The 22,945-nt window shown below is 70.4% G+C and carries 19 protein-coding genes; 15 read left to right on the top strand and 4 right to left on the bottom strand.

Annotated features, from left to right (window positions below):
- Positions 1-1,158: an acyl-CoA dehydrogenase family protein gene (locus ABZZ79_RS03595; RefSeq protein WP_356686056.1), complete on the bottom strand. Its 1,158-nt coding sequence runs from the start codon at positions 1,156-1,158 to the stop codon at positions 1-3.
- A 560-nt stretch (positions 1,159-1,718) separates the two neighbouring features.
- Positions 1,719-2,330, bottom strand: coding sequence for a TetR/AcrR family transcriptional regulator (locus tag ABZZ79_RS03590; protein ID WP_356686054.1), 612 nt, complete (start codon positions 2,328-2,330; stop codon positions 1,719-1,721).
- An 88-nt stretch (positions 2,331-2,418) separates the two neighbouring features.
- Here ABZZ79_RS03590 and ABZZ79_RS03585 point away from each other — a divergent pair, with 88 nt between their 5' ends.
- The 13 genes from ABZZ79_RS03585 (at position 2,419) to glmS (ending at position 18,903) form a co-directional block, all read left to right on the top strand.
- Complete coding sequence (locus ABZZ79_RS03585) at positions 2,419-4,035, top strand: carboxyl transferase domain-containing protein (RefSeq protein ID WP_356686052.1); 1,617 nt, start codon at positions 2,419-2,421, stop codon at positions 4,033-4,035.
- Between the two features lie 14 nt (positions 4,036-4,049).
- Entirely contained in the window at positions 4,050-6,053 is a 2,004-nt protein-coding gene (locus ABZZ79_RS03580; protein WP_356686659.1) for an acetyl/propionyl/methylcrotonyl-CoA carboxylase subunit alpha, read from the top strand.
- 17 nt (positions 6,054-6,070) lie between these two features.
- Positions 6,071-6,994 (top strand): hydroxymethylglutaryl-CoA lyase, encoded by a 924-nt coding sequence (locus tag ABZZ79_RS03575; RefSeq protein WP_356686657.1) that lies wholly within the window; start codon positions 6,071-6,073, stop codon positions 6,992-6,994.
- 5 nt (positions 6,995-6,999) lie between these two features.
- Positions 7,000-8,160: an acyl-CoA dehydrogenase family protein gene (locus ABZZ79_RS03570; RefSeq protein ID WP_356686050.1), complete on the top strand. Its 1,161-nt coding sequence runs from the start codon at positions 7,000-7,002 to the stop codon at positions 8,158-8,160.
- 157 nt (positions 8,161-8,317) lie between these two features.
- Entirely contained in the window at positions 8,318-9,364 is a 1,047-nt protein-coding gene (locus ABZZ79_RS03565) for an ABC transporter substrate-binding protein (RefSeq protein WP_356686048.1), read from the top strand.
- A 136-nt stretch (positions 9,365-9,500) separates the two neighbouring features.
- Positions 9,501-10,355 carry a siderophore-interacting protein gene (locus tag ABZZ79_RS03560; RefSeq protein WP_356686046.1) on the top strand — a complete coding sequence of 285 codons (855 nt, stop codon included), beginning with the start codon at positions 9,501-9,503 and terminating at the stop codon, positions 10,353-10,355.
- Between the two features lie 182 nt (positions 10,356-10,537).
- Complete coding sequence (desA, locus tag ABZZ79_RS03555) at positions 10,538-11,980, top strand: lysine decarboxylase DesA (RefSeq protein ID WP_356686044.1); 1,443 nt, start codon at positions 10,538-10,540, stop codon at positions 11,978-11,980.
- Positions 11,964-13,256: a lysine N(6)-hydroxylase/L-ornithine N(5)-oxygenase family protein gene (locus ABZZ79_RS03550; protein WP_356686042.1), complete on the top strand. Its 1,293-nt coding sequence runs from the start codon at positions 11,964-11,966 to the stop codon at positions 13,254-13,256. The genes desA and ABZZ79_RS03550 overlap by 17 nt, the downstream gene beginning before the upstream one ends.
- Positions 13,253-13,786, top strand: coding sequence for a GNAT family N-acetyltransferase (locus tag ABZZ79_RS03545; RefSeq protein WP_356686040.1), 534 nt, complete (start codon positions 13,253-13,255; stop codon positions 13,784-13,786). The genes ABZZ79_RS03550 and ABZZ79_RS03545 overlap by 4 nt, the downstream gene beginning before the upstream one ends.
- Positions 13,783-15,552, top strand: coding sequence for an IucA/IucC family siderophore biosynthesis protein (locus ABZZ79_RS03540; RefSeq protein WP_356686038.1), 1,770 nt, complete (start codon positions 13,783-13,785; stop codon positions 15,550-15,552). Before ABZZ79_RS03545 ends, ABZZ79_RS03540 begins: the two co-directional genes overlap by 4 nt.
- Before the next feature lie 303 nt (positions 15,553-15,855).
- Positions 15,856-16,731 carry a DUF4429 domain-containing protein gene (locus ABZZ79_RS03535; protein WP_356686036.1) on the top strand — a complete coding sequence of 292 codons (876 nt, stop codon included), beginning with the start codon at positions 15,856-15,858 and terminating at the stop codon, positions 16,729-16,731.
- Between the two features lie 84 nt (positions 16,732-16,815).
- Positions 16,816-17,073 carry a hypothetical protein gene (locus ABZZ79_RS03530; protein WP_356686034.1) on the top strand — a complete coding sequence of 86 codons (258 nt, stop codon included), beginning with the start codon at positions 16,816-16,818 and terminating at the stop codon, positions 17,071-17,073.
- 12 nt (positions 17,074-17,085) lie between these two features.
- Positions 17,086-18,903 (top strand): glutamine--fructose-6-phosphate transaminase (isomerizing), encoded by a 1,818-nt coding sequence (gene glmS, locus ABZZ79_RS03525; protein ID WP_356686033.1) that lies wholly within the window; start codon positions 17,086-17,088, stop codon positions 18,901-18,903.
- 445 nt (positions 18,904-19,348) lie between these two features.
- Here glmS and ABZZ79_RS03520 read toward each other — a convergent pair whose 3' ends face one another.
- The gene (locus tag ABZZ79_RS03520; protein WP_356686031.1) at positions 19,349-19,909 is read right to left on the bottom strand and encodes a GPR1/FUN34/YaaH family transporter; all 561 of its coding nucleotides are present in this window, start codon (positions 19,907-19,909) and stop codon (positions 19,349-19,351) included.
- A gap of 148 nt (positions 19,910-20,057) precedes the next feature.
- Positions 20,058-20,585 (bottom strand): universal stress protein, encoded by a 528-nt coding sequence (locus ABZZ79_RS03515; protein WP_356686029.1) that lies wholly within the window; start codon positions 20,583-20,585, stop codon positions 20,058-20,060.
- Between the two features lie 384 nt (positions 20,586-20,969).
- Here ABZZ79_RS03515 and ABZZ79_RS03510 point away from each other — a divergent pair, with 384 nt between their 5' ends.
- Both ABZZ79_RS03510 and ABZZ79_RS03505 read left to right on the top strand, forming a co-directional pair.
- On the top strand, positions 20,970-21,311 hold the full coding sequence (locus tag ABZZ79_RS03510; RefSeq protein ID WP_356686027.1) for a hypothetical protein: 342 nt from the start codon (positions 20,970-20,972) through the stop codon (positions 21,309-21,311).
- Between the two features lie 375 nt (positions 21,312-21,686).
- Positions 21,687-22,907, top strand: coding sequence for a helix-turn-helix domain-containing protein (locus ABZZ79_RS03505; protein ID WP_356686025.1), 1,221 nt, complete (start codon positions 21,687-21,689; stop codon positions 22,905-22,907).
- Positions 22,908-22,945: the final 38 nt, after the last annotated feature.

Raw genomic sequence — 22,945 nt, 5'->3', positions numbered from 1 at the left:
TTACAGGCCCATGTCCTTGGCGATGATCGACTTCATGATCTCGCTGGTGCCGCCGTAGATGCGGTTGACGCGGTTGTCGGCGTACAGGCGGGCGATCGGGTACTCGTTCATGTAGCCGTAGCCGCCGTGCAGCTGGAGGCAGCGGTCGATGACGCGGTGGGCGACCTCGGTGCAGAACAGCTTCGCGGAGGCGGCCTCGGCGGCGGTCAGCTCACCGGCGTCCAGGGCCTCGGTGGCGCGGTCGGCGACGGCCTCGGCGGCGTCCACCTCGGCCTGGCAGGCGGCCAGCTCGAACTTGGTGTTCTGGAAGTGGGCGACCGGCTTGCCGAAGACGGTGCGGTCCTGCACGTACTGCTTGGCGAACCGGACGGCGGCCTTGGCCTGCGCGTAGGCGCCGAAGGCGATGCCCCAGCGCTCGGAGGCCAGGTTGTGGCCGAGGTAGTAGAAGCCCTTGTTCTCCTCGCCCAGCAGGTCCTCGACCGGCACCTTGACGTCGACGAACGCCAGCTCGGCGGTGTCGGAGGTGCGCAGGCCCAGCTTGTCCAGCTTGCGGCCGACGGAGTAGCCCTCGGACTTGGTGTCCACGGCGAACAGGGAGATGCCGAAGCGGCGGTCCTCGGCGGTGGGGGCCGAGGTGCGGGCGCAGACGATGACCTTGTCGGCGTGCACACCGCCGGTGATGAAGGTCTTGGCGCCGTTGAGGACGTAGTGCGTGCCGTCCTCGGAGAGCTTGGCGGTGGTCTTCATGCCCGCGAGGTCGGAGCCGGTGCCCGGCTCGGTCATCGCGATGGCCCACATCTCCTCGCCGGAGACGAACTTCGGCAGGAACCGCTTCTTCTGCTCGTCATTGGCCAGCATCTTGATGTAAGGCAGGGCGAGCAGCACGTGCACGCCGGAGCCGCCGAACTGGACGCCCGCGCGGGCGGTCTCCTCGTACAGGACGGCCTCGAACTTGTGGCTGTCCATGCCCGCGCCGCCGAACTCCTCCGGCACGTTGATGCCGAAGACGCCCAGCTCGCCGAGCTTGTAGTAGAACTCGCGCGGCGCCTGGCCGGCGGCGAACCACTCGTCGTACACGGGCACGACCTCGGCCTCGATGAAGGCCCTGAGGGTCTCCCGGAAAGCCTCGTGATCCTCGTTGAACACCGTACGGCGCACGCCGCCACCTCCGCGGTCACATGTCTAAGCGCTTGCTCATATCAACCGTACCGGCCGGTAGGGAGGGCGTCCAGAGCTATCACCGCGTAATGCTCGTCACGCCTCCCCGCCACTCTCCAGCATGCGGGCCCGCGGCGCCCTGGCCAATGGAGCGGCCTCGGTCGGGCAGCGGGCCCAGGCGCGGGATCCCCCCACAGCACCCGACCACGACAGCGCCGCAGCACCCTCCTCGCCCTCCCCCACCTCCGGGGAGGCGGCCGGCGGGTGTGTGCGGGGACGCGCGGGAGCACGGGGGACGCGGGAGACCCGGAGGCGCGGGACGCCCGGGACCGTCGCATGCGCGCGGGCCCGGCCGCCGGATTCCCCGCGCCCCCACCCGCGCGATTCGCTGCCCCCCAAACGGTTCCCGGACCTCCCGAGGCCGACCGGGCACCCCCCAAGGGGCGCGGGGAACTGCGCGAACAAGCACCAACGACCCGCACCGCCGGACACACACGAGCCAGGCACCGCCAAGGGGCGCGAGGAACCGCGCACGGGCTCACGCGCCGGACGGGCCAGGCTCAGGCGTTGGTGGAGCCGTTGCCCGCCGACGCCGCGAACGCCCCGCGCGCCATCCGGTGCAGCAGTTCCGCCGTCACGCGCCGACCCGGCAGGGAGCCCGGCCGACCGAGGTGGGGGGTGGAGTTGAGCAGGCCGAAGACCGAGTGGACGGCCGAGCGGGCGGTGGGCTCGGCAAGGCCGGGATAGCAGGCCCGGACCACCTCGACCCACAGCTCGACGTACTGGCGCTGGAACTGGCGCACCAGCTTGCGGTCGCTGTCGCGCAGGCGGTCCAGCTCGCGGTCGTGCAGGGTGATGAGAGGGCGGTCGTCGAGGGCGAAGTCGATATGGCCCTCGATGAGCGAGTCCAGGAGTTCCGTCGCCGGCATGCCGTCGGCCTCGGCCACGCGGAGCTTGGCACCGGTCAGCAGCCGGCTGCTGATCCCCACCAGCAGTTCGGCCAGCATCGCGTCCTTGCCCGGGAAGTGCCGGTAGAGGCCGGGGCCGCTGATGCCGACGGCGGCCCCTATCTCGTCCACGCCGACACCGTGGAAGCCGCGTTCGGCGAACAGCCGGGCGGCCTCCTTGAGGATCTGCTCGCGGCGGGTGGGTGCGTCGGTTCTGGGGGCCATGCGAGCAATTCTAGACAGGGAGGTTAGCGGTCGTTAACCTGAGGGAAATGCGTTAACGCTCATTAACAAGGTGAGGGGATCCGCAAGGATGGATGAGGCACCGGAGCTTCACAGCGCGGCCGACCCCGCGTCGGAGGCCTTTCGGGCCAACGAGGAGGCCCACCGGGCGCTCGTCGGGGAACTGCGCGGCAAACTGACCGCGGCCCGCCTCGGCGGCGGCGAGAAGGCACGTGCGCGGCACACCGCGCGCGGCAAGCTGCTGCCGCGCGACCGGGTGGACACCCTGCTCGACGCCGGTTCGCCGTTCCTGGAGCTGGCTCCCCTCGCGGCCGACGGGATGTACGAGGGCCAGGCCCCGGCGGCCGGGGTGATCGCCGGCATCGGCCGGGTCGCCGGACGCGAGTGCGTGGTCGTCGCCAACGACGCCACGGTCAAGGGCGGCACCTACTACCCGATGACCGTGAAGAAGCATCTGCGCGCCCAGGAGGTGGCCCTGGAGAACCGCCTGCCGTGCGTGTACCTGGTCGACTCCGGCGGCGCCTTCCTGCCCATGCAGGACGAGGTGTTCCCGGACCGCGAGCACTTCGGGCGGATCTTCTACAACCAGGCCCGTATGTCCGGCGCCGGCATCCCGCAGATCGCCGCCGTCCTCGGCTCGTGCACGGCCGGCGGGGCGTACGTCCCGGCCATGAGCGACGAGGCCGTCATCGTGCGCAACCAGGGCACGATCTTCCTCGGCGGCCCCCCGCTGGTGAAGGCCGCCACCGGTGAGGTCGTCACCGCCGAGGAGCTGGGCGGCGGCGAGGTGCACTCCCGGGTCTCCGGTGTCACCGACCACCTGGCGGAGGACGACGCGCACGCGCTGCGGATCGTGCGCGACATCGTCGGCACACTGCCCGCGCGCGGGGCCCTGCCCTGGCAGGTGCGCCCGTCCGTCGAGCCCAAGGTGGACCCGGCCGGGCTCTACGGGGCCGTCCCCGTCGACTCCCGCACCCCCTACGACGTGCGCGAGATCATCGCCCGGATCACCGACGGCTCGCGCTTCGCGGAGTTCAAGGCCGAGTTCGGGCAGACCCTGGTCACCGGCTTCGCCCGCATCCACGGCCACCCGGTCGGGATCATCGGCAACAACGGCATCCTGTTCGCGGAGTCCGCCCAGAAGGGCGCGCACTTCATCGAGCTGTGCGACCAGCGCGGCATCCCCCTGCTGTTCCTGCAGAACATCTCCGGCTTCATGGTCGGCCGGGACTACGAGGCGGGCGGCATCGCCAAACACGGCGCCAAGATGGTGACGGCCGTGGCGTGCGCCCGGGTGCCCAAGCTGACCGTCGTCGTCGGCGGCTCCTACGGCGCCGGGAACTACTCCATGTGCGGCCGCGCCTACTCCCCCCGCTTCCTGTGGATGTGGCCCAACGCCAAGATCTCCGTGATGGGCGGCGAGCAGGCCGCCTCGGTGCTCGCCACCGTCAAGCGGGACCAGCTGGAGGCCCGCGGCGAGGACTGGCCTGCCGAGCAGGAGGAGTCCTTCAAGGCGCCGGTGCGCGAGCAGTACGAGCGTCAGGGGAACGCCTACTACGCGACCGCCCGCCTGTGGGACGACGGGGTCATCGACCCGATGGAGACCCGGCAGGTGCTGGGCCTGGCACTGACCGCCTGTGCGAACGCCCCGCTGGGTGACCCCCAGTTCGGCGTCTTCCGGATGTGAAGGGCTTGACGACGATGTTCGACACCGTGCTCGTGGCCAACCGCGGCGAGATCGCCGTCCGGGTCATCCGTACTCTGCGCAGGCTGGGCGTGCGCTCGGTGGCGGTCCACTCCGACGCCGACGCCGACGCGCGGCACGTGCGGGAGGCCGACATCGCCGTACGGATCGGCCCGGCGCCCGCCGCCGAGAGCTATCTGTCCGTCGAGCGGCTGCTCGAAGCCGCCGCCCGCACCGGCGCGCAGGCCGTCCACCCGGGCTACGGCTTCCTCGCGGAGAACGCCGGCTTCGCGCGGGCGTGCGCCGAGGCGGGGCTCGTGTTCATCGGCCCGTCCGCGGAAGCCATCTCCCTGATGGGGGACAAGATCCGCGCCAAGGAGACCGTGAGGGCGGCCGGGGTGCCCGTGGTGCCCGGCGGCCGCGGCCCCGAACTGGCCGAGGCCGCGCGGGAGCTGGGCGCCCCCGTGCTGCTCAAGCCGAGCGCGGGCGGCGGCGGCAAGGGCATGCGCCTGGTGCGGGACCTGACCGTGCTGGAAGAGGAGATCGCGGCCGCCCGCCGCGAGGCCCGCGCCTCCTTCGGCGACGACACCCTGCTGGTGGAGCGCTGGATCGACCGGCCCCGGCACATCGAGATCCAGGTCCTCGCGGACGGCCACGGCGAGGTGGTGCACCTCGGCGAGCGCGAGTGCTCCCTCCAGCGCCGCCACCAGAAGATCATCGAGGAGGCGCCCTCGGTCCTCCTGGACGAGGCCACGCGTGCCGCGATGGGCGAGGCGGCCGTGCAGGCGGCCCGCTCCTGCGGCTACCGGGGCGCGGGCACGGTGGAGTTCATCGTCCCCGGCGGCGACCCGTCGGCGTACTACTTCATGGAGATGAACACCCGCCTCCAGGTGGAGCACCCGGTCACCGAGCTGATCACGGGCCTGGACCTGGTGGAGTGGCAGCTGCGGGTGGCGGCCGGTGAGCCGCTCGGCTTCGCGCAGGAGGACATCACCCTGACCGGGCACGCGATCGAGGCCCGGATCTGCGCCGAGGACCCCGCGCGCGGGTTCCTGCCCTCCGGCGGTCGCGTGCTCAAGCTGAACGAACCGCAGGGCGACGGCGTGCGCACCGACTCCGGGCTCAGCGAGGGCACCGAGGTCGGCAGCCTGTACGACCCGATGCTGTCCAAGGTCATCGCCTACGGCCCCGACCGGGCCACGGCCCTGCGCAAGCTGCGCACGGCCCTCGCGGAGACGGTCACCCTGGGCGTGCAGACGAACGCCGGGTTCCTGCGCCGCCTGCTGGCCCATCCCGACGTGGTGGCGGGCGAGCTGGACACGGGGCTGGTCGAGCGCGAGGTCGACGGGCTCGTGGCCGACGTCGTGCCGACGGAGCTCTACGCGGCCGCGGCGCTGCTGCGCCAGTCGGCGCTCGCGGTGGCCGGGCCCGGCGACTGGGCCGACCCCTTCGCGGCGGCGGACGGCTTCCGTCTCGGCGGCGAGCCGGCCTGGACACCGCATCACCTGCGGGTTCCGGGCCAGGAGCCGGTGACCGTGCGCGTGCGCCGCGCCCCGGACGGGCGGATGGAGCTGCTGCTGCCCGGCAGAGACGAACCGCTTCGGGGGTCCGGGGGCCCGTCCCCGCGTCCCGGCGCCGAATCCCGCTTCACCCTTCAGCTGGACGGTGTCACCCACACCTTCGCCACGCTGGCGGACGGCACCTGGCTGGGGCGCGACGGCGATGCCTGGCAGGTGCGCGACCACGACCCGGTCGAGGCCGCGCTGAACCGGGCCGCCCACGCGGGCTCCGACTCCCTGACCGCGCCCATGCCCGGCACGGTCACGGTGGTGAAGGTCGCCGTCGGCGACGAGGTGGTGGCCGGTCAGAGCCTGCTGGTCGTGGAGGCGATGAAGATGGAGCACGTCATCTCCGCCCCGCACGCCGGCACGGTCACCGAGCTGGACGTCACGCCCGGCACGACGGTCGCCATGGACCAGGTGCTCGCGGTCATCGCGCCCCACGAGGAGGCGGAACAGTGACGGAGCCCGCACTCCCCATGCCCGTCCCGACCGCGGGCCTGCCCGCCCGGGTGCGCATCCACGAGGTCGGCGCCCGCGACGGCCTGCAGAACGAGAAGACGACCGTCCCGACCGAGGTCAAGGCCGAGTTCATCCACCGCCTGGCGCAGGCGGGCCTGACCACCATCGAGGCCACCAGCTTCGTGCACCCCGACTGGGTGCCCCAACTGGCCGACGCCGAGCGGCTGTTCCCGCTGGTGAGCGACCTCGAAGGGGTGCACCTGCCGGTCCTGGTCCCCAACAACCGGGGCCTGGACCGCGCGCTGGCGCTCGGCGCGCGGCGGCTCGCCGTCTTCGCCAGTGCCACCGAGACCTTCGCCAAGGCCAACCTCAACCGCACGCTGGAGGAGTCGCTGGCCGTCTTCGAGCCGGTCGTGACCCGCGCCAAGGACGAGCACGCCCATGTGCGCGGCTATGTCTCCATGTGCTTCGGCGACCCCTGGGAAGGCGCTGTCCCCGTCCACCAGGTCGTGCACGTCTGCAAGGCCCTGCTGGACATGGGCTGCGACGAGCTGAGCCTCGGCGACACCATCGGCGTCGGCACACCGGGCCATGTGCGGGCGCTGCTCGCCGCGCTCAACGAGAGCGGCGTGCCGACCGACGTGATCGGCGTCCACTTCCACGACACCTACGGCCAGGCCCTGGCCAACACCTTTGCCGCCCTGGAGCACGGCGTCACCACGGTCGACGCCTCCGCCGGTGGCCTGGGCGGCTGCCCCTACGCCAAGTCCGCCACCGGGAACCTCGCCACCGAGGACCTGGTGTGGATGCTGCGGGGCCTCGGCATCGACACCGGTATCGACCTCGGCCGCCTCGTCGCCACGAGCGAGTGGATGGCCGGACAACTGGGCCGACCCAGCCCGTCCCGCACCGTCAGAGCCCTCTCCCACCAGGAGCAGTGAACGACATGGACTACCGACTCTCCCCCGAACTGGAAGAACTGCGCCGCACGGTCGAGGAGTTCGCCCACGACGTGGTCGCGCCCAAGATCGGCGACTTCTACGAGCGGCACGAGTTCCCCTACGAGATCGTCCGCGAGATGGGCCGCATGGGCCTGTTCGGGCTGCCGTTCCCGGAGGAGTACGGCGGCATGGGCGGCGACTACCTCGCCCTCGGCATCGCCCTGGAGGAACTGGCCCGGGTCGACTCCTCGGTCGCCATCACCCTGGAGGCGGGTGTCTCGCTGGGCGCGATGCCGATCCATCTGTTCGGCACCGAGGAGCAGAAGCGCGAGTGGCTGCCCCGGCTGTGCGCGGGCGAGATGCTGGGCGCGTTCGGGCTGACCGAGCCGGACGGCGGCTCGGACGCCGGGGCGACCCGGACGACGGCCCGGCTGGACGCGGAGACCGGCGAATGGGTCATCAACGGCACGAAGTGCTTCATCACCAACTCCGGCACCGACATCACCGGCCTGGTCACGGTCACCGCGGTCACCGGCCGCAAGCCGGACGGCAAGCCGCTGATCTCGGCGATCATCGTCCCCTCGGGCACGCCCGGCTTCACCGTCGCGGCGCCGTACTCCAAGGTCGGCTGGAACGCCTCGGACACCCGTGAACTGTCTTTCCAGGACGTACGCGTGCCCGCGGCGAACCTGCTCGGCGAGGAGGGCCGCGGCTACGCCCAGTTCCTGCGCATCCTGGACGAGGGCCGCATCGCCATCGCCGCGCTGGCGACGGGCCTGGCGCAGGGCTGTGTGGACGAGTCGGTCAAGTACGCCAAGGAGCGCCACGCGTTCGGCCGGCCGATCGGCGCCAACCAGGCGATCCAGTTCAAGATCGCCGACATGGAGATGAAGGCCCACACGGCCCGCCTCGCCTGGCGCGACGCGGCCGCCCGGCTGGTGTCCGGCGCCCCCTTCAAGAAGGAGGCCGCGCTGGCGAAGCTGTACTCCTCCACCGTCGCGGTGGACAACGCCCGTGAGGCCACCCAGGTCCACGGCGGCTACGGCTTCATGAACGAGTACCCCGTCGCCCGCATGTGGCGCGACTCCAAGATCCTGGAGATCGGCGAGGGCACGAGCGAGGTCCAGCGGATGCTGATCGCAAGGGAGTTGGGCCTGGTGGGCTGACGCGCCCCGAGCTGCGGGAACAGCGCGGGAAGGCCCTCCGCGGGAGGCCGGTCACGGCCGGCGCCGCCCCGCCTCCTGGACAAGATCTGAGGTTAGGCTAACCTACCTTTCGACTTGTCCGGCGGGCCTTCCGCCCTGTTCGAAAGCAGCCACAGCCATGCCCAATGCCCGTGCCACTCTCCTGTCCCGCCGCGGCATTCTCGCCGCCGGTGGCGCCCTCGGCCTCGGTGCCGTCCTCACGGCCTGCGGCGACGACGACAAGAAGAGCGGCGGCTCGGACACCAAGGCGTCGGCCAAGGCCTCGGGTCCCTGGACCTTCAAGGACGACCGCGGCACGACCGTGAAGCTGGACAAGGTCCCGGCGAACATCGTCGCCTTCACCGGTGTCGCCGCCGCCCTGTACGACTACGGCATCTCCGTCAAGGGTGTCTTCGGCCCGACCAGGACGCAGGACGGCAAGCCCGACGTCCAGGCCGGCGACATGGACATCACCAAGGTGAAGGTCCTCGGCAACGTCTGGGGCCAGTTCAACGTCGAGCAGTACGCGGCCCTCGCCCCCGACGTCCTCCTCACCACCACCTTCGACGCCGCGGGCACCCTCTGGTACGTCCCCGACGAGTCCAAGGACAAGATCGCCAAGCTCGCCCCGAGCGTGGCCGTCTCCGCCTACGACCGCAAGCTCGACGTCTCCCTCGCCCGGATGCTGGAACTCGCCAAGTCCCTCGGCGGCGACGTGACCTCGGCGAAGGTCACCGACGCCAAGAAGCGCTTCGAGGAGGCCTCCGCGCGGCTGCGCGCCGCCGCCAAGGCCAAGCCGAACCTCAAGGTGCTGGCCGGCTCCGCGAGCCAGGACCTGTTCTACGTCTCCGGCTCCAACCTCTCCCTGGACCTTGAGTACTTCAAGGCCCTCGGCGTGAACTTCGTCGAGCCCTCGGAGAAGGCGAAGGCGGAGGGTGGCGGCTGGTACGAGGGCCTCAGCTGGGAGAACGTCGACAAGTACGACGCGGACATCATCATCATGGACGACCGCTCCGCGACGATCCAGCCGGCCGACATCACCGAGGGCACCTGGAAGAAGCTGCCCGCGGTGAGGGCCGGGCAGGTCATCTCGCGGTCGCCCGAGCCGATCCTGTCGTACGACAAGTGTGTGGCGCTGGTGGAGAACCTGGCGGCGGCGCTGGAGATGGCCAAGAAGGTCAGCTGAGCGCCTGTTGTGGTTGTGGGGTGACCGCGGGCCCGTAGCGGCTGGTCGCGCCCCGCGGCGGCAGCCGCGGATCAACCACGGCCCGCGCCCCTCAGGTGCCTCCACCGCCCCCTGATCGATCGGTTCTGGAGATTCCGTGACAGCCGACGCACTCGCCTTTCGGTTCTTCTCTCTTCACGTCGTACGGACCAAGGCACTGGGTCCGTCACTCGTCCGGGTCACCTTCGCCGGTGACGACCTCGCGCACTTCCACTCCGACGGTCTCGACCAGTCGCTGTCCCTCTTCCTGCCGGCGCCGGGGCGCACCGAGCCCGGGGTGCCGGTCGAGGCGGGCGAGAACTGGTACCAGGCCTGGCGGGAACAGCCCGACGAGACGCGGGCGGTGATGCGGTCGTACACGCTGCGCGCGCTGCGGCGCGAGCCGGACGAGATCGACATCGACTTCGTGCTGCACGGCGTGGAGCCGGGGGCGGCCGTCCCGGCGGGGCCCGCCTCGCGCTGGGCCGCCGACGCGAAGGCCGGCGACCGGGTCCAGCTGATCGGCCCGGCCGTCGCCGACAACCGCGCGATACGGTTCCGGCCCGCCGAGGACACCGACCTGGTGCTGATGTGGGGCGACGAGACGGCGCTGCCCGCGCTCCTCGCCTGTCTGGAGGCCCTGCCCGCCGGGACGCCCGTACGGGCCTGGCTGGAGGTCGAGGACGCCAGGAACATCCAGGACGTCGAGACCGAGGCCGACGCCTCGGTGACCTGGCTGGTGCGCGACGCCAGTGACGCCGAGGGGTCCCCCATGGCCCTCGGCCCCATCAAGACGGCCGAACTCCCGGCAGCCGAGCGGCCGTACGTGTGGATCGCGGGCGAGTCGAGCCGCGTGAAGGAGCTGCGCCGCCACTTCGTGGGCGAGCGGGGCATCGACCGCCGGCAGGTCACGTTCGTGGGCTACTGGCGCCGCGGCCTGACCGAGGAGCAGCTGCGTGAACAGGAGGAGTGAACTGCCTTGTTCCGTAAGGCAGTCACCGCCACAAGCGGAGTGACGGCAGTCACTTGAGGGGTGGAGCATTCCGACTCGAACTTAGGTTAGGCTAACCTAAGTTCGAAGCCGGGGCTCCGCCCCTCTTCCTGTACGTCTTCACGGATTCCCTCACGGTCCATCCCCACCCGGAGGCCCCCCGCATGCGCTCGCACCTGCTCAATGACACGACTGCGGAGCTCTACCGCCGCTCCGTGACCGACGGAGTCGAGCGGGTGGCGGCCAAACTCGCCACCACCGACCGCCCGTTCACGGGAGTGACGGTCGACGCCCTCGCTCCCCGTATCGAGCGGATCGACCTGGACCGGCCGCTGCACGACACCACGGCCGTGCTCGACGAGCTGGAGGACGTCTACCTCCGTGACGCGATCTACTTCCACCACCCCCGCTACCTCGCCCACCTCAACTGCCCGGTGGTCATCCCCGCGGTGCTGGGCGAGGCCATCCTCTCCGCCGTCAACTCCTCGCTGGACACCTGGGACCAGTCGGTCGGCGGCACCCTCATCGAGCGCAGGCTGATCGACTGGACCGCCGAGCGCATCGGCCTCGGCCCCGCCGCCGACGGCGTGTTCACCTCCGGCGGCTCGCAGTCCAACCTCCAGGCTCTGCTGCTTGCCCGCGAGGAGGCCAAGAGCGACGACCTGGCGAAACTGCGCATCTTCGCCTCCGAGGTCAGCCACTTCAGCGTCAAGAAGTCCGCCAAACTGCTCGGCCTCGGCCCGGACGCGGTCGTCTCCGTCCCCGTCGACCACGACAAGCGCATGCGGACCGTCGCCCTCGCCCGCGAGCTGGAGCGCTGCAAGGAGGCCGGCCTGGTCCCCATGGCCGTCGTCGCCACCGCGGGCACCACCGACTTCGGGTCCATCGACCCGCTCCCCGAGATCGCCGAGCTGTGCGCCCAGTACGGCACCTGGATGCACGTCGACGCCGCCTACGGCTGCGGTCTGCTCACCTCGCTGAAGCGCCGCGAGCTCCTCGACGGCATCGAGCGCGCCGACTCCGTCACCGTGGACTACCACAAGTCCTTCTTCCAGCCGGTGAGTTCCTCCGCGCTGCTGGTCCGCGACGCGGCCACCCTGGGCCACGCCACCTACCACGCGGACTACCTCAACCCGCGCCGCGCGGTGGCCGACCGCATCCCCAACCAGGTCGACAAGTCCCTGCAGACCACGCGCCGTTTCGACGCGCTCAAGCTGTGGGTGACCCTGCGCGTGATGGGCGCCGACGGCATCGGCCGGCTCTTCGACGAGGTGTGCGACCTGGCCGAGGAGGGCTGGAGGCTGCTCGCCGCCGACCCGCGCTACGACGTCGTGGTCGAGCCCTCGCTGTCCACCCTGGTCTTCCGCTACATCCCGGCGGCCGTCACCGACCCGGCCGAGATCGACCGCGCCAACCTCCACGCCCGCAAGGCCCTGTTCGCCTCCGGCGAGGCCATCGTCGCGGGCACCAAGATCGGCGGCCGCCACTACCTGAAGTTCACCCTGCTCAACCCCGAGACGAAGACGTCCGACATCGCCGCCGTCCTCGATCTGATCGCCGGCCACGCCGAGCAGTACCTGGGAGAATCCCTTGACCGCGCTTCCTGACACCACGGACACGACCTACGCATTCGTGGGCATCGGGCTCGGCCCGTTCAACCTCGGCCTGGCCTGTCTGACCGAGCCCGTCGCCGAGCTGAACGGCGTCTTCCTGGAGTCCAAGCCGGACTTCGAGTGGCACGCCGGCATGTTCCTGGACGGCGCCCACCTCCAGACGCCGTTCATGTCGGACCTGGTCACCCTGGCCGACCCGACCTCTCCGTACTCCTTCCTGAACTACCTGAAGGAGAAGGGCCGGCTGTACTCGTTCTACATCCGCGAGAACTTCTACCCCCTGCGCGTCGAGTACGACGACTACTGCCGCTGGGCGGCCGGAAAGCTCAGCAGTGTCCGCTTCGGCACGACCGTCACCGAGGTGACGTACGACGAGAGCGAGGAGCTGTACGTCGTCCGGACCCAGGGCGGCGACGTCTACCGCGGCCGCCGCCTCGTCCTCGGCACCGGCACCGTGCCGTTCGTCCCGGAAGCCTGCCAGGACCTCGGCGGCGACCTCTTCCACAACGCGCAGTACATGCACCGCAAGGCGGAGCTGGCGGGGAAGAAGTCGATCACGATCGTCGGCAGCGGCCAGAGCGCCGCGGAGATCTACTACGAGCTGCTGTCCGAGATCGACGTCCACGGCTACCAGCTCAACTGGGTCACCCGCTCCCCGCGGTTCTTCCCGCTGGAGTACACCAAGCTGACCCTGGAGATGACGTCCCCCGACTACATCGACTACTTCCGCGCGCTGCCCGAGGACACCCGCTACCGCCTGGAGAAGCAGCAGAAGGGCCTGTTCAAGGGCATCAACTCGGAGCTCATCGACGCGATCTTCGACCTGCTCTACCAGAAGAACGTCGAGAGCGGCGACCGCCCGGTGCCCACCCGGCTGCTCACCAACTCCACGCTGCACAGCGCCCGTCACGAGGACGGTGTCTACAAGCTGGGTCTGCGCCAGGACGAGCAGGGCAAGGACTACGAGATCGACACCGAGGGCCTGATCCTGGCCACCGGCTACCACTACAAGGCCCCGGCCTTCCTGGAGCCGGTCCGGGACCGCATCCGTCTGGACGGCCACGGCCGCTACGACGTGGCCCGCAACTACTCCATCGACATCACCGGCCGCGGCATCTTCCTGCAGAACGCCGGCGTGCACACCCACAGCATCACGTCCCCGGACCTGGGCATGGGCGCGTACCGCAACAGCTGCATCATCAGCGAGCTGCTCGGCTCCGAGTACTACCCGGTCGAGAAGACCATCGCGTTCCAGGAGTTCGCCGTATGAGCGTCATCACCTTCACCTTCCGTCCCCTCGACCCGCTCAGCGACGCCGAGCTGCTGCACGGCTGGGTCACCCACCCCAAAGCCGCGTTCTGGATGATGCGGGACGCGCGTCTTGAGGACGTCGAGCGGGCGTACATGGAGATCGCCGCCGACGAGCACCACCACGCCCTGCTCGGGCTCCAGGACGGCGTCCCCGCCTTCCTGATGGAGTACTACGACCCGCGCCACCGTGAGCTGGTCGGGCTGTACGAGCCGCAGCCGGGCGATGTCGGCATGCACTTCCTGACGCCGCCGACGGACACGCCCGTGCGCGGGTTCACCAAGGCCGTGATCACCGCGGTGATGGCCCGCCTCTTCGAGGACCCGGCCGTCGAGCGGGTGGTCGTCGAGCCCGACGTGGACAACAAGGCGGTGCACGCGCTCAACGAGGCCGTCGGATTCGTGCCCGAGCGGGAGATCGACAAGCCGGAGAAAAGGGCGTTGCTGAGCTTCTGCACCCGCGCGCGGTTCGAGAAGGCGGTGGCCGCGTGACCCTCGCCGACGCCGTCTCCCATCTCACCCCCGAGCACTGGGACCTGGCCAACCGACAGCTGATCCGCAAGGCCCTCGCCGAGTTCGCGCACGAGCGGCTGCTCACGCCCGAGCCGGACGGGGAGTCGTACGCCGTCCGCAGCGACGACGGACTGACGAGCTACCGCTTCGCCGCGGTCCGCCGCGCCCTGGACCACTGGCAGATCGACGCCGACTCCATATCCCGCCACCGCGACGGGGCCGAACTCCCGCTCGCCGCCCTGGACTTCTTCATCGAGTTCAAGGACGCCCTGGGGCTGAGCGACGAGATCCTGCCGGTCTACCTGGAGGAGATCTCCTCCACCCTCTCCGGCACCTGCTACAAGCTCACCAAGCCGCAGCTGCCGTCCTCCGTGCTGGCCCGCAGCGGCTTCCAGGCCATCGAGACGGGGATGACCGAGGGCCACCCCTGCTTCGTCGCCAACAACGGCCGCCTCGGCTTCGGCATCCACGAGTACCTGTCCTACGCCCCGGAGACCGCGAGCCCGGTGCGTCTGGTGTGGCTGGCCGCCCACCGCTCCCGGGCCGCGTTCACGGCCGGGGCCGGCATCGAGTACGAGTCGTTCGTCCGGCAGGAACTGGGCGAGGAGACCGTCGAGCGGTTCGAGCGGCAGCTCACCGACCGGGGCCTGGACCCCGCCGACTACCTGCTCATCCCCGTCCACCCCTGGCAGTGGTGGAACAAGCTCACCGTCACCTTCGCCGCCGAGGTCGCCAGGGGGCACCTGGTGTGCCTGGGCGAGGGCGAGGACGAGTACCTGGCCCAGCAGTCCATCCGGACGTTCTTCAACGCCTCGCAGCCCGAGAAGCACTATGTGAAGACGGCCCTGTCCGTGATCAACATGGGCTTCATGCGCGGGCTGTCGGCCGCCTACATGGAGGCCACCCCGGCGATCAACGACTGGCTGGCCCAGCTGATCGACAACGACCCGGTGCTGAAGTCGACGGGCCTGACGATCATCCGCGAGCGCGCGGCCGTCGGCTACCGGCACCTGGAGTACGAGCGGGCGACCGACCGCTACTCGCCGTACCGCAAGATGCTGGCCGCCCTGTGGCGCGAGAGCCCCGTCGCCTCCCTCCAGGACGGCGAGTCCCTCGCCACGATGGCCTCACTGCTGCACGTCGACCACGAGGGCCGCGGCCTGGCGGCCGCCCTGATCGAGCAGTCGGGCCTGGCCCCGGTGGAGTGGCTGCGCCGCTATCTGCGGGCCTACTACGTCCCGCTGCTGCACAGCTTCTACGCCTACGACCTGGCCTACATGCCGCACGGCGAGAACACGATCCTGGTCCTGAGGGACGGCGTCGTGCAGCGCGCGATCTACAAGGACATCGCCGAGGAGATCGTGGTCATGGACCCGGACGCGGTGCTGCCGCCCGAGGTCACGCGCATCCGGGTGGAGGTGCCGGAGGACCAGAAGCTGCTGTCGGTCTTCACGGACGTCTTCGACTGCTTCTTCCGCTTCCTCGCCGCGAACCTCGCCGCCGAGGACGTCCTGGAGGAGGACGGCTTCTGGCGCACGGTCGCCGAGGTCACCCGCGAGTACCAGGAGACGACGCCCGAACTGGCCGACAGGTTCCGCCAGTACGACATGTTCGCCCCCGAGTTCATCCTGTCCTGCCTCAACCGCCTCCAACTGCGCAACAACAAGCAGATGGTGGACCTGGCGGACCCGTCGGCCGCGCTCCAACTGGTCGGCACGCTGAGAAACCCGATCACCGGTTACTGACCCTCCCCCACCACACGCCCCCTCCGGAGACGGTCCTCCGGGGGGGTGCCCCGTGAAGAGGCCACGAGGAACCACCCAAAGGGCCGCGAGGAACTACCCAAAGGGCCGCGGGGAACTGCGCAAACAACCCCCACCGACCTGAAGGGGCGCGAGGAACTGCGCGACCAGCCCCCACCCGCCCGCACCCAAACCAGAAGGATCGCGACCCAAAAAGGGGCGCGGGGAACTGCGCGAACAACCCCCACCGGCCCGCACCCGAATCACCGCCCCCGCCAGGCATGGACCGATGAAACAATCGCCCCCATGGCGGAAATCATCCAGAAGGACGGCACGTGGATCTTCGACGGTGACGCCCTGCGTCTGACACCGGGCCGCGACAAGAGCGTCGGCCTGCTACGCCGAGACCTGGGTGAACTCGTCGTACCGCTGGAAGCCCTGGCGGGGATCTCGTTCGAGCAGGGCAAGAAGACCGGACGCCTGCGACTGCGGCTGCGAGAGGGCGCCGACCCGCTGCTCCAGGCGACCGGCGGACGGCTGGGCGATCCGCACGACCCGTACCAGCTGCTCGTGGAGTCCGACCGCTACGGCGTCGCCGAGTACTTCACGGACGAGATCCGCAACGCCCTGCTGCTGGACCAGGTGCCGGCCGACCCGGTGGACCGCTATCTGCTGCCGGGCCCGTCGGTCCCGCTGTCGGCGTCCGCCGGGGACGGCACGGCCGCCTTCGACGGCGAGCAGGTGCGGCTGGAGTGGAACTGGAAGACGGAGGAGGCCAAGTCCTCCGCCGGGAGCCGCACGCTCGCCATGTCCGACATAACGGGCGTGGAGTGGCAGCCGGCCGCGGGCCTGGAGAACGGCCACCTGCGCTTCACCGTGCGGGACTTCCCCAGCAAGCTCTCGCCGAAGTACGACCCGCACGCGGTCGAGCTCTGGGGCTTCAAGAAGGACCCGCTCATGGCGCTGGTGGCCGCCGCCGTCCAGGCCCGCCTGCCGCACCCGGCGGCGCCCGCCGACGACACGGGCCGGGCACGGCCGGACTCCCCCGCCCCGGCCCCGCCCGAGGACGACCACGACGCCCTGCTGCGGCGGCTGCGCGAACTGGGCGAACTGCACCGCTCGGGCGTGCTCACGGACGAGGAGTTCACGCTGGCGAAGCAGGCGATCCTGAAGAGAATGTGACAAAGCAACCCATTCGCCACCCGCGCCTGCCCGAAATCGGGCAGGATGGTTGCGTGAAGCGTTCAGCTACTCCAGGATCTACGGGTGCACGACGAACTTGTTGATCATCTGACGCGGTCCACGCCCCTGAACCGGGGCGAGGCGCTGCGGGTGGTCCAGGACGTGCTCGCCTATTTCGACGAGACGACCACGGAGTTCGTCCGTCGCCGCCACCGCGAGCTCCAGGCCCAGGGCCTGCTCAACGCGGAGATCTTCGAACAGATCGAGGCGGACCTGAAATACCGGGCGGTGGCACCGCCGGAGCTCTCGCTCCGGCAGCTGCGCCGCATCGTCTACGGCTAGGAATACCTCTGTATGTGCGGAATCGTCGGATACATCGGCAAGCGTGACGTCGCGCCCCTCCTCCTGGAGGGCCTGCAGCGCCTGGAGTACCGCGGCTACGACTCGGCCGGCGTGGTCGTCTCCTCCCCGAAGACGCCCAACCTGAAGATGGTCAAGGCCAAGGGCCGGGTGCGCGACCTGGAGGCCAAGGTCCCGGCGCGCTTCAAGGGCACCACCGGTATCGCCCACACCCGCTGGGCCACCCACGGCGCCCCCTCCGACGTGAACGCCCACCCGCACCTGGACGCCGAGGGCAAGGTCGCCGTCGTCCACAACGGCATCATCGACAACGCCTCCGACCTGCGCCGCAAGCTGGAGGCCGACGGCGTCGAGTTCCTCTCCGAGACCGACACCGAGGTCCTGGTCCACCTCATCTCCCGGTCCCAGGCGGAGAAGCTGGAGGACCGCGTCCGCGAGACCCTCCGGGTCATCGAGGGCACCTACGGCATCGCCGTCATGCACGCCGACTTCCCCGACCGCATCGTCGTCGCCCGCAACGGCTCGCCGGTCGTCCTCGGCATCGGCGAGAAGGAGATGTTCGTCGCCTCGGACATCGCCGCCCTGGTCGCCCACACCCGCCAGGTCGTCACCCTCGACGACGGCGAGATGGCCACGCTGAAGGCCGACGACTTCCGCACCTACACCACCGAGGGCACGCGCACCACCGCCGAGCCCACCACCGTGGAGTGGGAGGCCGCCTCCTACGACATGGGCGGCCACGACACCTACATGCACAAGGAGATCCACGAGCAGGCCGAGGCCGTGGACCGCGTGCTGCGCGGCCGGATCGACGACCGCTTCTCCACCGTGCACCTCGGCGGCCTCAACCTGGACGCGCGCGAGGCCCGCCGCATCCGCCGCGTGAAGATCCTGGGCTGCGGCACCTCGTACCACGCGGGCATGATCGGCGCCCAGATGATCGAGGAGCTCGCCCGTATCCCCGCCGACGCCGAGCCCGCCTCGGAGTTCCGCTACCGCAACGCGGTCGTGGACCCCGACACGCTCTACATCGCGGTGTCCCAGTCGGGTGAGACCTACGACGTGCTGGCGGCCGTCCAGGAGCTGAAGCGCAAGGGCGCCCGGGTCCTCGGCATCGTCAACGTCGTCGGCTCGGCCATCGCCCGCGAGGCGGACGGCGGCATCTACGTGCACGCCGGCCCCGAGGTCTGCGTCGTGTCGACCAAGTGCTTCACCAACACCACGGTCGCCTTCGCCCTGCTCGCCCTGCACCTCGGCCGCACCCGCGACCTCTCGGTCCGCGACGGCAAGCGCATCATCGAGGGCCTGCGCAAGCTGCCGGCGCAGATCGCCGAGATCATGGAGCAGGAGGCGGAGATCGAGCAGCTGGCCAAGGCCTACGCCGACGCCCGCTCGATGCTCTTCATCGGCCGTGTCCGCGGCTACCCGGTCGCCCGCGAGGCCTCCCTGAAGCTCAAGGAGGTCTCCTACATCCACGCCGAGGCCTACCCCGCCTCCGAGCTCAAGCACGGTCCGCTTGCCCTCATCGAGCCGGCGCTCCCCACGGTCGCGATCGTCCCCGACGACGACCTGCTGGAGAAGAACCGCGCCGCCCTGGAGGAGATCAAGGCCCGCAGCGGCAAGATCCTCGCCGTGGGCCACCAGGTCCAGGAGAAGGCCGACGAGACGATCGTCGTCCCGAAGAACGAGGACGAGCTCGACCCGATCCTGCTGGGCATCCCGCTCCAGCTCCTCGCCTACCACACGGCCCTGACCCTCGGCCGCGACATCGACAAGCCCCGCAACCTGGCCAAGTCGGTAACGGTGGAATAACCACCCCACCCACAAGGGGCGCGGGGACCTGCGCATCTTCAGGGTGCGCGAGGACCCGCGCACCTTAGGTTGCGCGGGGAACTGCGCACCTTAGGGGCGCGGGGAACTGCGCATCTTTAAGGGACGCGAGGAACCAACTGCGCACCCTTCAGGGACGCGAGGAACCAACTGCGCACCCTTCAGGGGCGCGAGGAACCGCGCAGGCAGGGGGCGCGAGGAACCGCGCATCCTTAGGGGGCGCGGGGAACTGCGCATCCTTCAGGGGCGCGGGGAACTGCGCGACACCCCCCAACCCCCCGGACCCCAGGGGCGCGAGGAACCGCGCAAAAGCCCCACCGCCCCGCCCCGGGCAAGAACACAGAACGGCCCCCCACGTACGCCACCGAACACGTGGGGGGCCGTTCCATGAGAGGGGCCCAGCCAGCGCCGCGCCCCCGCGCCGCACTCAGCCGGCAGCCGTCACACCCCGACCAGCAGCGCGCTTCGGAAGCACCGTCGGCCAGTGCGCGAGCGCAGCGGTCGCGGTGTACCAGGCAACCGCCCCCGCGGCCACGGCGAACCATCCACCGGCCTTGGCAAGACCCCCGCTCTCGGCGAAGGCGGCGACAGCCATGAGCACCAGGCCGACGAGGAACAGCCCGTACATGCCCTGCGAGAGCTGATCCCCGCCCGCGACCGCGAGCGAGAGCACCACAAGGGCGAACAGCAGGTAGAACAGCCCCGCCGCGTTGGCGGAACCCGCGTCGGTCACGGCCCAGGTGAACCAGAGCGCGCCGAGAACCGAGAAGGCCGTACCGGTACCGGAGTCCTGCTCGCGGAAGGCGAACAGGCCGGCGACGAAGAGTGCTACGCCGCCTATGTAGTGGGCGATGGACACGGCGTCGGCCGCCGTGACGCCGTCGATCACGTCCACGGACCCCAGCCCGAAGGCCAACAGGGTTATTCCGAGGGCGAGTCGGCCGGCGATCGTGGTCGTGGTGCTTCCCGCTGAGACGTCGTTGGCCACGGCGGGCTCCCTTCTGCCATGCAGTTGCGCGGTGACCGGTATATGCCCTTCACAAGAGCACAAACACCTCTACGCGCGAGTAGATTCGCGCGGCGCACAAAGGGAGTTGGTTCGGCGGACCCCGCATCTCACCTGGGACAGGGGCGAGTTACGGAATGACGATGACCGGTCGCTTGGCCCGTTTGGCGAGCCGTCCGGCGACGGAGCCGAAAATGCGCCCCACGATGCCGTGGGTCGACCCGACCACGATCGCGTCGGCCTCGTACTCGCGGCCCACCTCTTCGAGTTCGTGGCAGATGTCCCCGCCGCGCTCGACCAGGATCCACGGCACCTCGGCGAGGTATTCGGCGCAGGCGAGCTCCAGGCCCAGCACCTCGGTGCGGTGGTCCGGCACGTCCACGAAGACGGGCGGCTCGCAGCCGGCCCACACGGTGGTCGGCAGCCGGTTGGCGACATGCACGATGATCAGGCCCGAACCGGAACGGTGGGCCATGCCGACGGCGTACGCGAGGGCACGCTCGCTGGAGGTCGAGCCGTCGAAACCGACGACGACGCCGTGCTTGAAGGCTGGGTCGCACGGATGGCGTGGCTCTTCCGCCGCCAGGGGATCGGCCGCCGTGGGGTCGGCGACCGGCCGCTTGCGGTCCGCGGGTTCGAAGAATTCGTGACCGGCCATGGCTGTCTCGGCGTCGTGATCCTTAGGTGGGTGGGGACGACAGTGTGCGGCGGAGCTGTGTCCGGGAAACATCTTCCCAACCCCATACCCCCAAGGGTACGGCGGCACGCCTCCTTAGCCCAGATCCCGCGCGAGCCGCGCAGGGGTTCCAGGGAGCATGCACGAGGGCGCGCCCGGAACGCAACGGTTGCTGCTCTGTACAGGCTGTTCGGTCAGGATTCAAGCAAATTTCAAGCGGCCTCCGCCCGGCGGCCCATGAAAGCCCCACACCCCGATGGAGCTGGAGCAGATCCGTCCGTCGCCCCGCACGGGCGGCGGCCCCGGCAGTGACCGACCGGTCGAACACGCGTTGACCCTGGCGACCGACCGCACAGGGAGAACGCCATGCCCCCACCCCATCCGTCCCCGCACGGCGCGGCCCGCGAGTCCTCGACCGACGTGGTTCGCTGGGCGGCCTTCAGCTGTGTCCTCGTCCCGGTGGTCCTCGTCGGGTACGGCACCTCGCTCGCGGGGGCCGCGGGCGCCGCGTTCGGCCTCGCGGCGGTGACGGCCGTGTGCCGGGTGCTGCTGCGGCGCTCCGAGCGCTGCGCGGGGCGGCGCAGAGTGCCGCCCCTGGCCGGGCCGGCCGCCGAGGAGAGCCCGGGAGAACACGCTCGGCATCCGCGCGGTGGCACGGTGTCACATCGGGCAGGTCGCCGAGCAGGCGGAATTTCACCGGCTGACTGACCGGTTTTGATACCCCTGCCCACCGGTTTTCAGCCAACTTCTCAAACCCGCCCCACCCCCCTTCCGAACACCCTTCACCCCCCGTTCGACCTGCACGGAAAGGGCCGCCAACCCCTCGCACACCCTACGTGGATCGGCCACGGCGGAGAGGCGCACTTCCCTGCGCGGCCCGTGAGTGCAACCCTTCGTGATCGAATGCTTTACGCCAAGTTGCCATGTCGACAATGGGCGATGAGCCGAGAGTGGTCACCGTGGCACGGCGTGACGCAGTAAATTCGATCTTGTCTTACGGCGGGGGACTCGTGCAGGACCGAGGGGAAACGTGCAGGAGCGACACAACCGAGGAGCCGCGACCACCGAGGGGGGCTTAGCAGGATGAGCCACGACTCCACTGCCGCGCCGGATGCCGCGACCCGGAAGCTCTCCGGGCGACGCCGCAAGGAGATCGTCGCGGTGCTGCTGTTCAGCGGCGGCCCCATCTTCGAGAGTTCCATACCGCTGTCGGTGTTCGGCATCGATCGCCAGGACGCCGGCGTACCGCGCTACCGCTTGCTGGTGTGCGGGGGCGAGGAAGGCCCGCTGCGGACCACAGGAGGCCTGGAACTCACCGCGCCACACGGCCTGGAGGCGATCTCACGGGCAGGCACGGTCGTCGTGCCGGCCTGGCGGTCGATCACCTCCCCGCCGCCGGCGGAGGCGCTCGAAGCGCTGCGCCGGGCGCACGAAGAGGGAGCCCGCATCGTCGGACTGTGCACCGGGGCCTTCGTGCTCGCGGCCGCCGGTCTGCTGGACGGCCGGCCCGCGACGACCCACTGGATGTACGCACCGACGCTGGCCAAGCGCTATCCGTCGGTGCATGTGGATCCCAGAGAACTGTTCGTCGACGACGGCGATGTGCTGACGTCGGCGGGCACGGCGGCCGGGATCGATCTCTGTCTGCACATCGTGCGGACGGACCACGGCAACGAGGCGGCGGGCGCGCTGGCCCGCCGGCTGGTGGTGCCACCGCGCCGGTCGGGCGGCCAGGAGCGCTATCTCGACCGGTCTTTACCGGAGGAGATCGGCGCCGACCCGCTCGCTGAGGTCGTCGCCTGGGCGCTGGAACACCTCCACGAGCAGTTCGACGTGGAGACCCTGGCGGCCCGCGCGTACATGAGCCGTCGTACGTTCGACCGCCGCTTCCGCTCGCTGACGGGCTCGGCCCCATTGCAGTGGCTGATCACCCAGCGGGTGCTCCAGGCACAACGCCTGCTGGAGACGTCGGACTACTCGGTCGACGAGGTCGCGGGGCGCTGCGGCTTCCGCTCGCCGGTGGCCCTGCGCGGCCACTTCCGCCGACAGCTCGGCTCGTCCCCGGCCGCGTACCGGGCTGCCTACCGGGCACGCCGGCCGCAGAGCGAGCGGGTGGACTCCGGTGAGACCGTGCCGAGCCCGGCGACGGCCGCGTCGGCGGGCCCGGCGGGCCAGCTCATGGCCCCGTCCGCGCCGCCGCACATCCTGCACCCGGACGCCCCCGTCCCGATGCAGGCCCGCCGCACCGCCACCGCGGGAGCGCTGCCACTGGCGACCCTGCCCGGCCAGCGCACCGGGATGTGATCCACCCGGTACGACATCGCTGCCCCGGCACCCGGCCT

It is taken from the genome of Streptomyces sp. NPDC006458 (assembly GCF_040612135.1).
Classification (GTDB): Bacteria; Actinomycetota; Actinomycetes; order Streptomycetales; family Streptomycetaceae; genus Streptomyces.
This window is presented reverse-complemented; position numbering and strand designations above follow the sequence as displayed.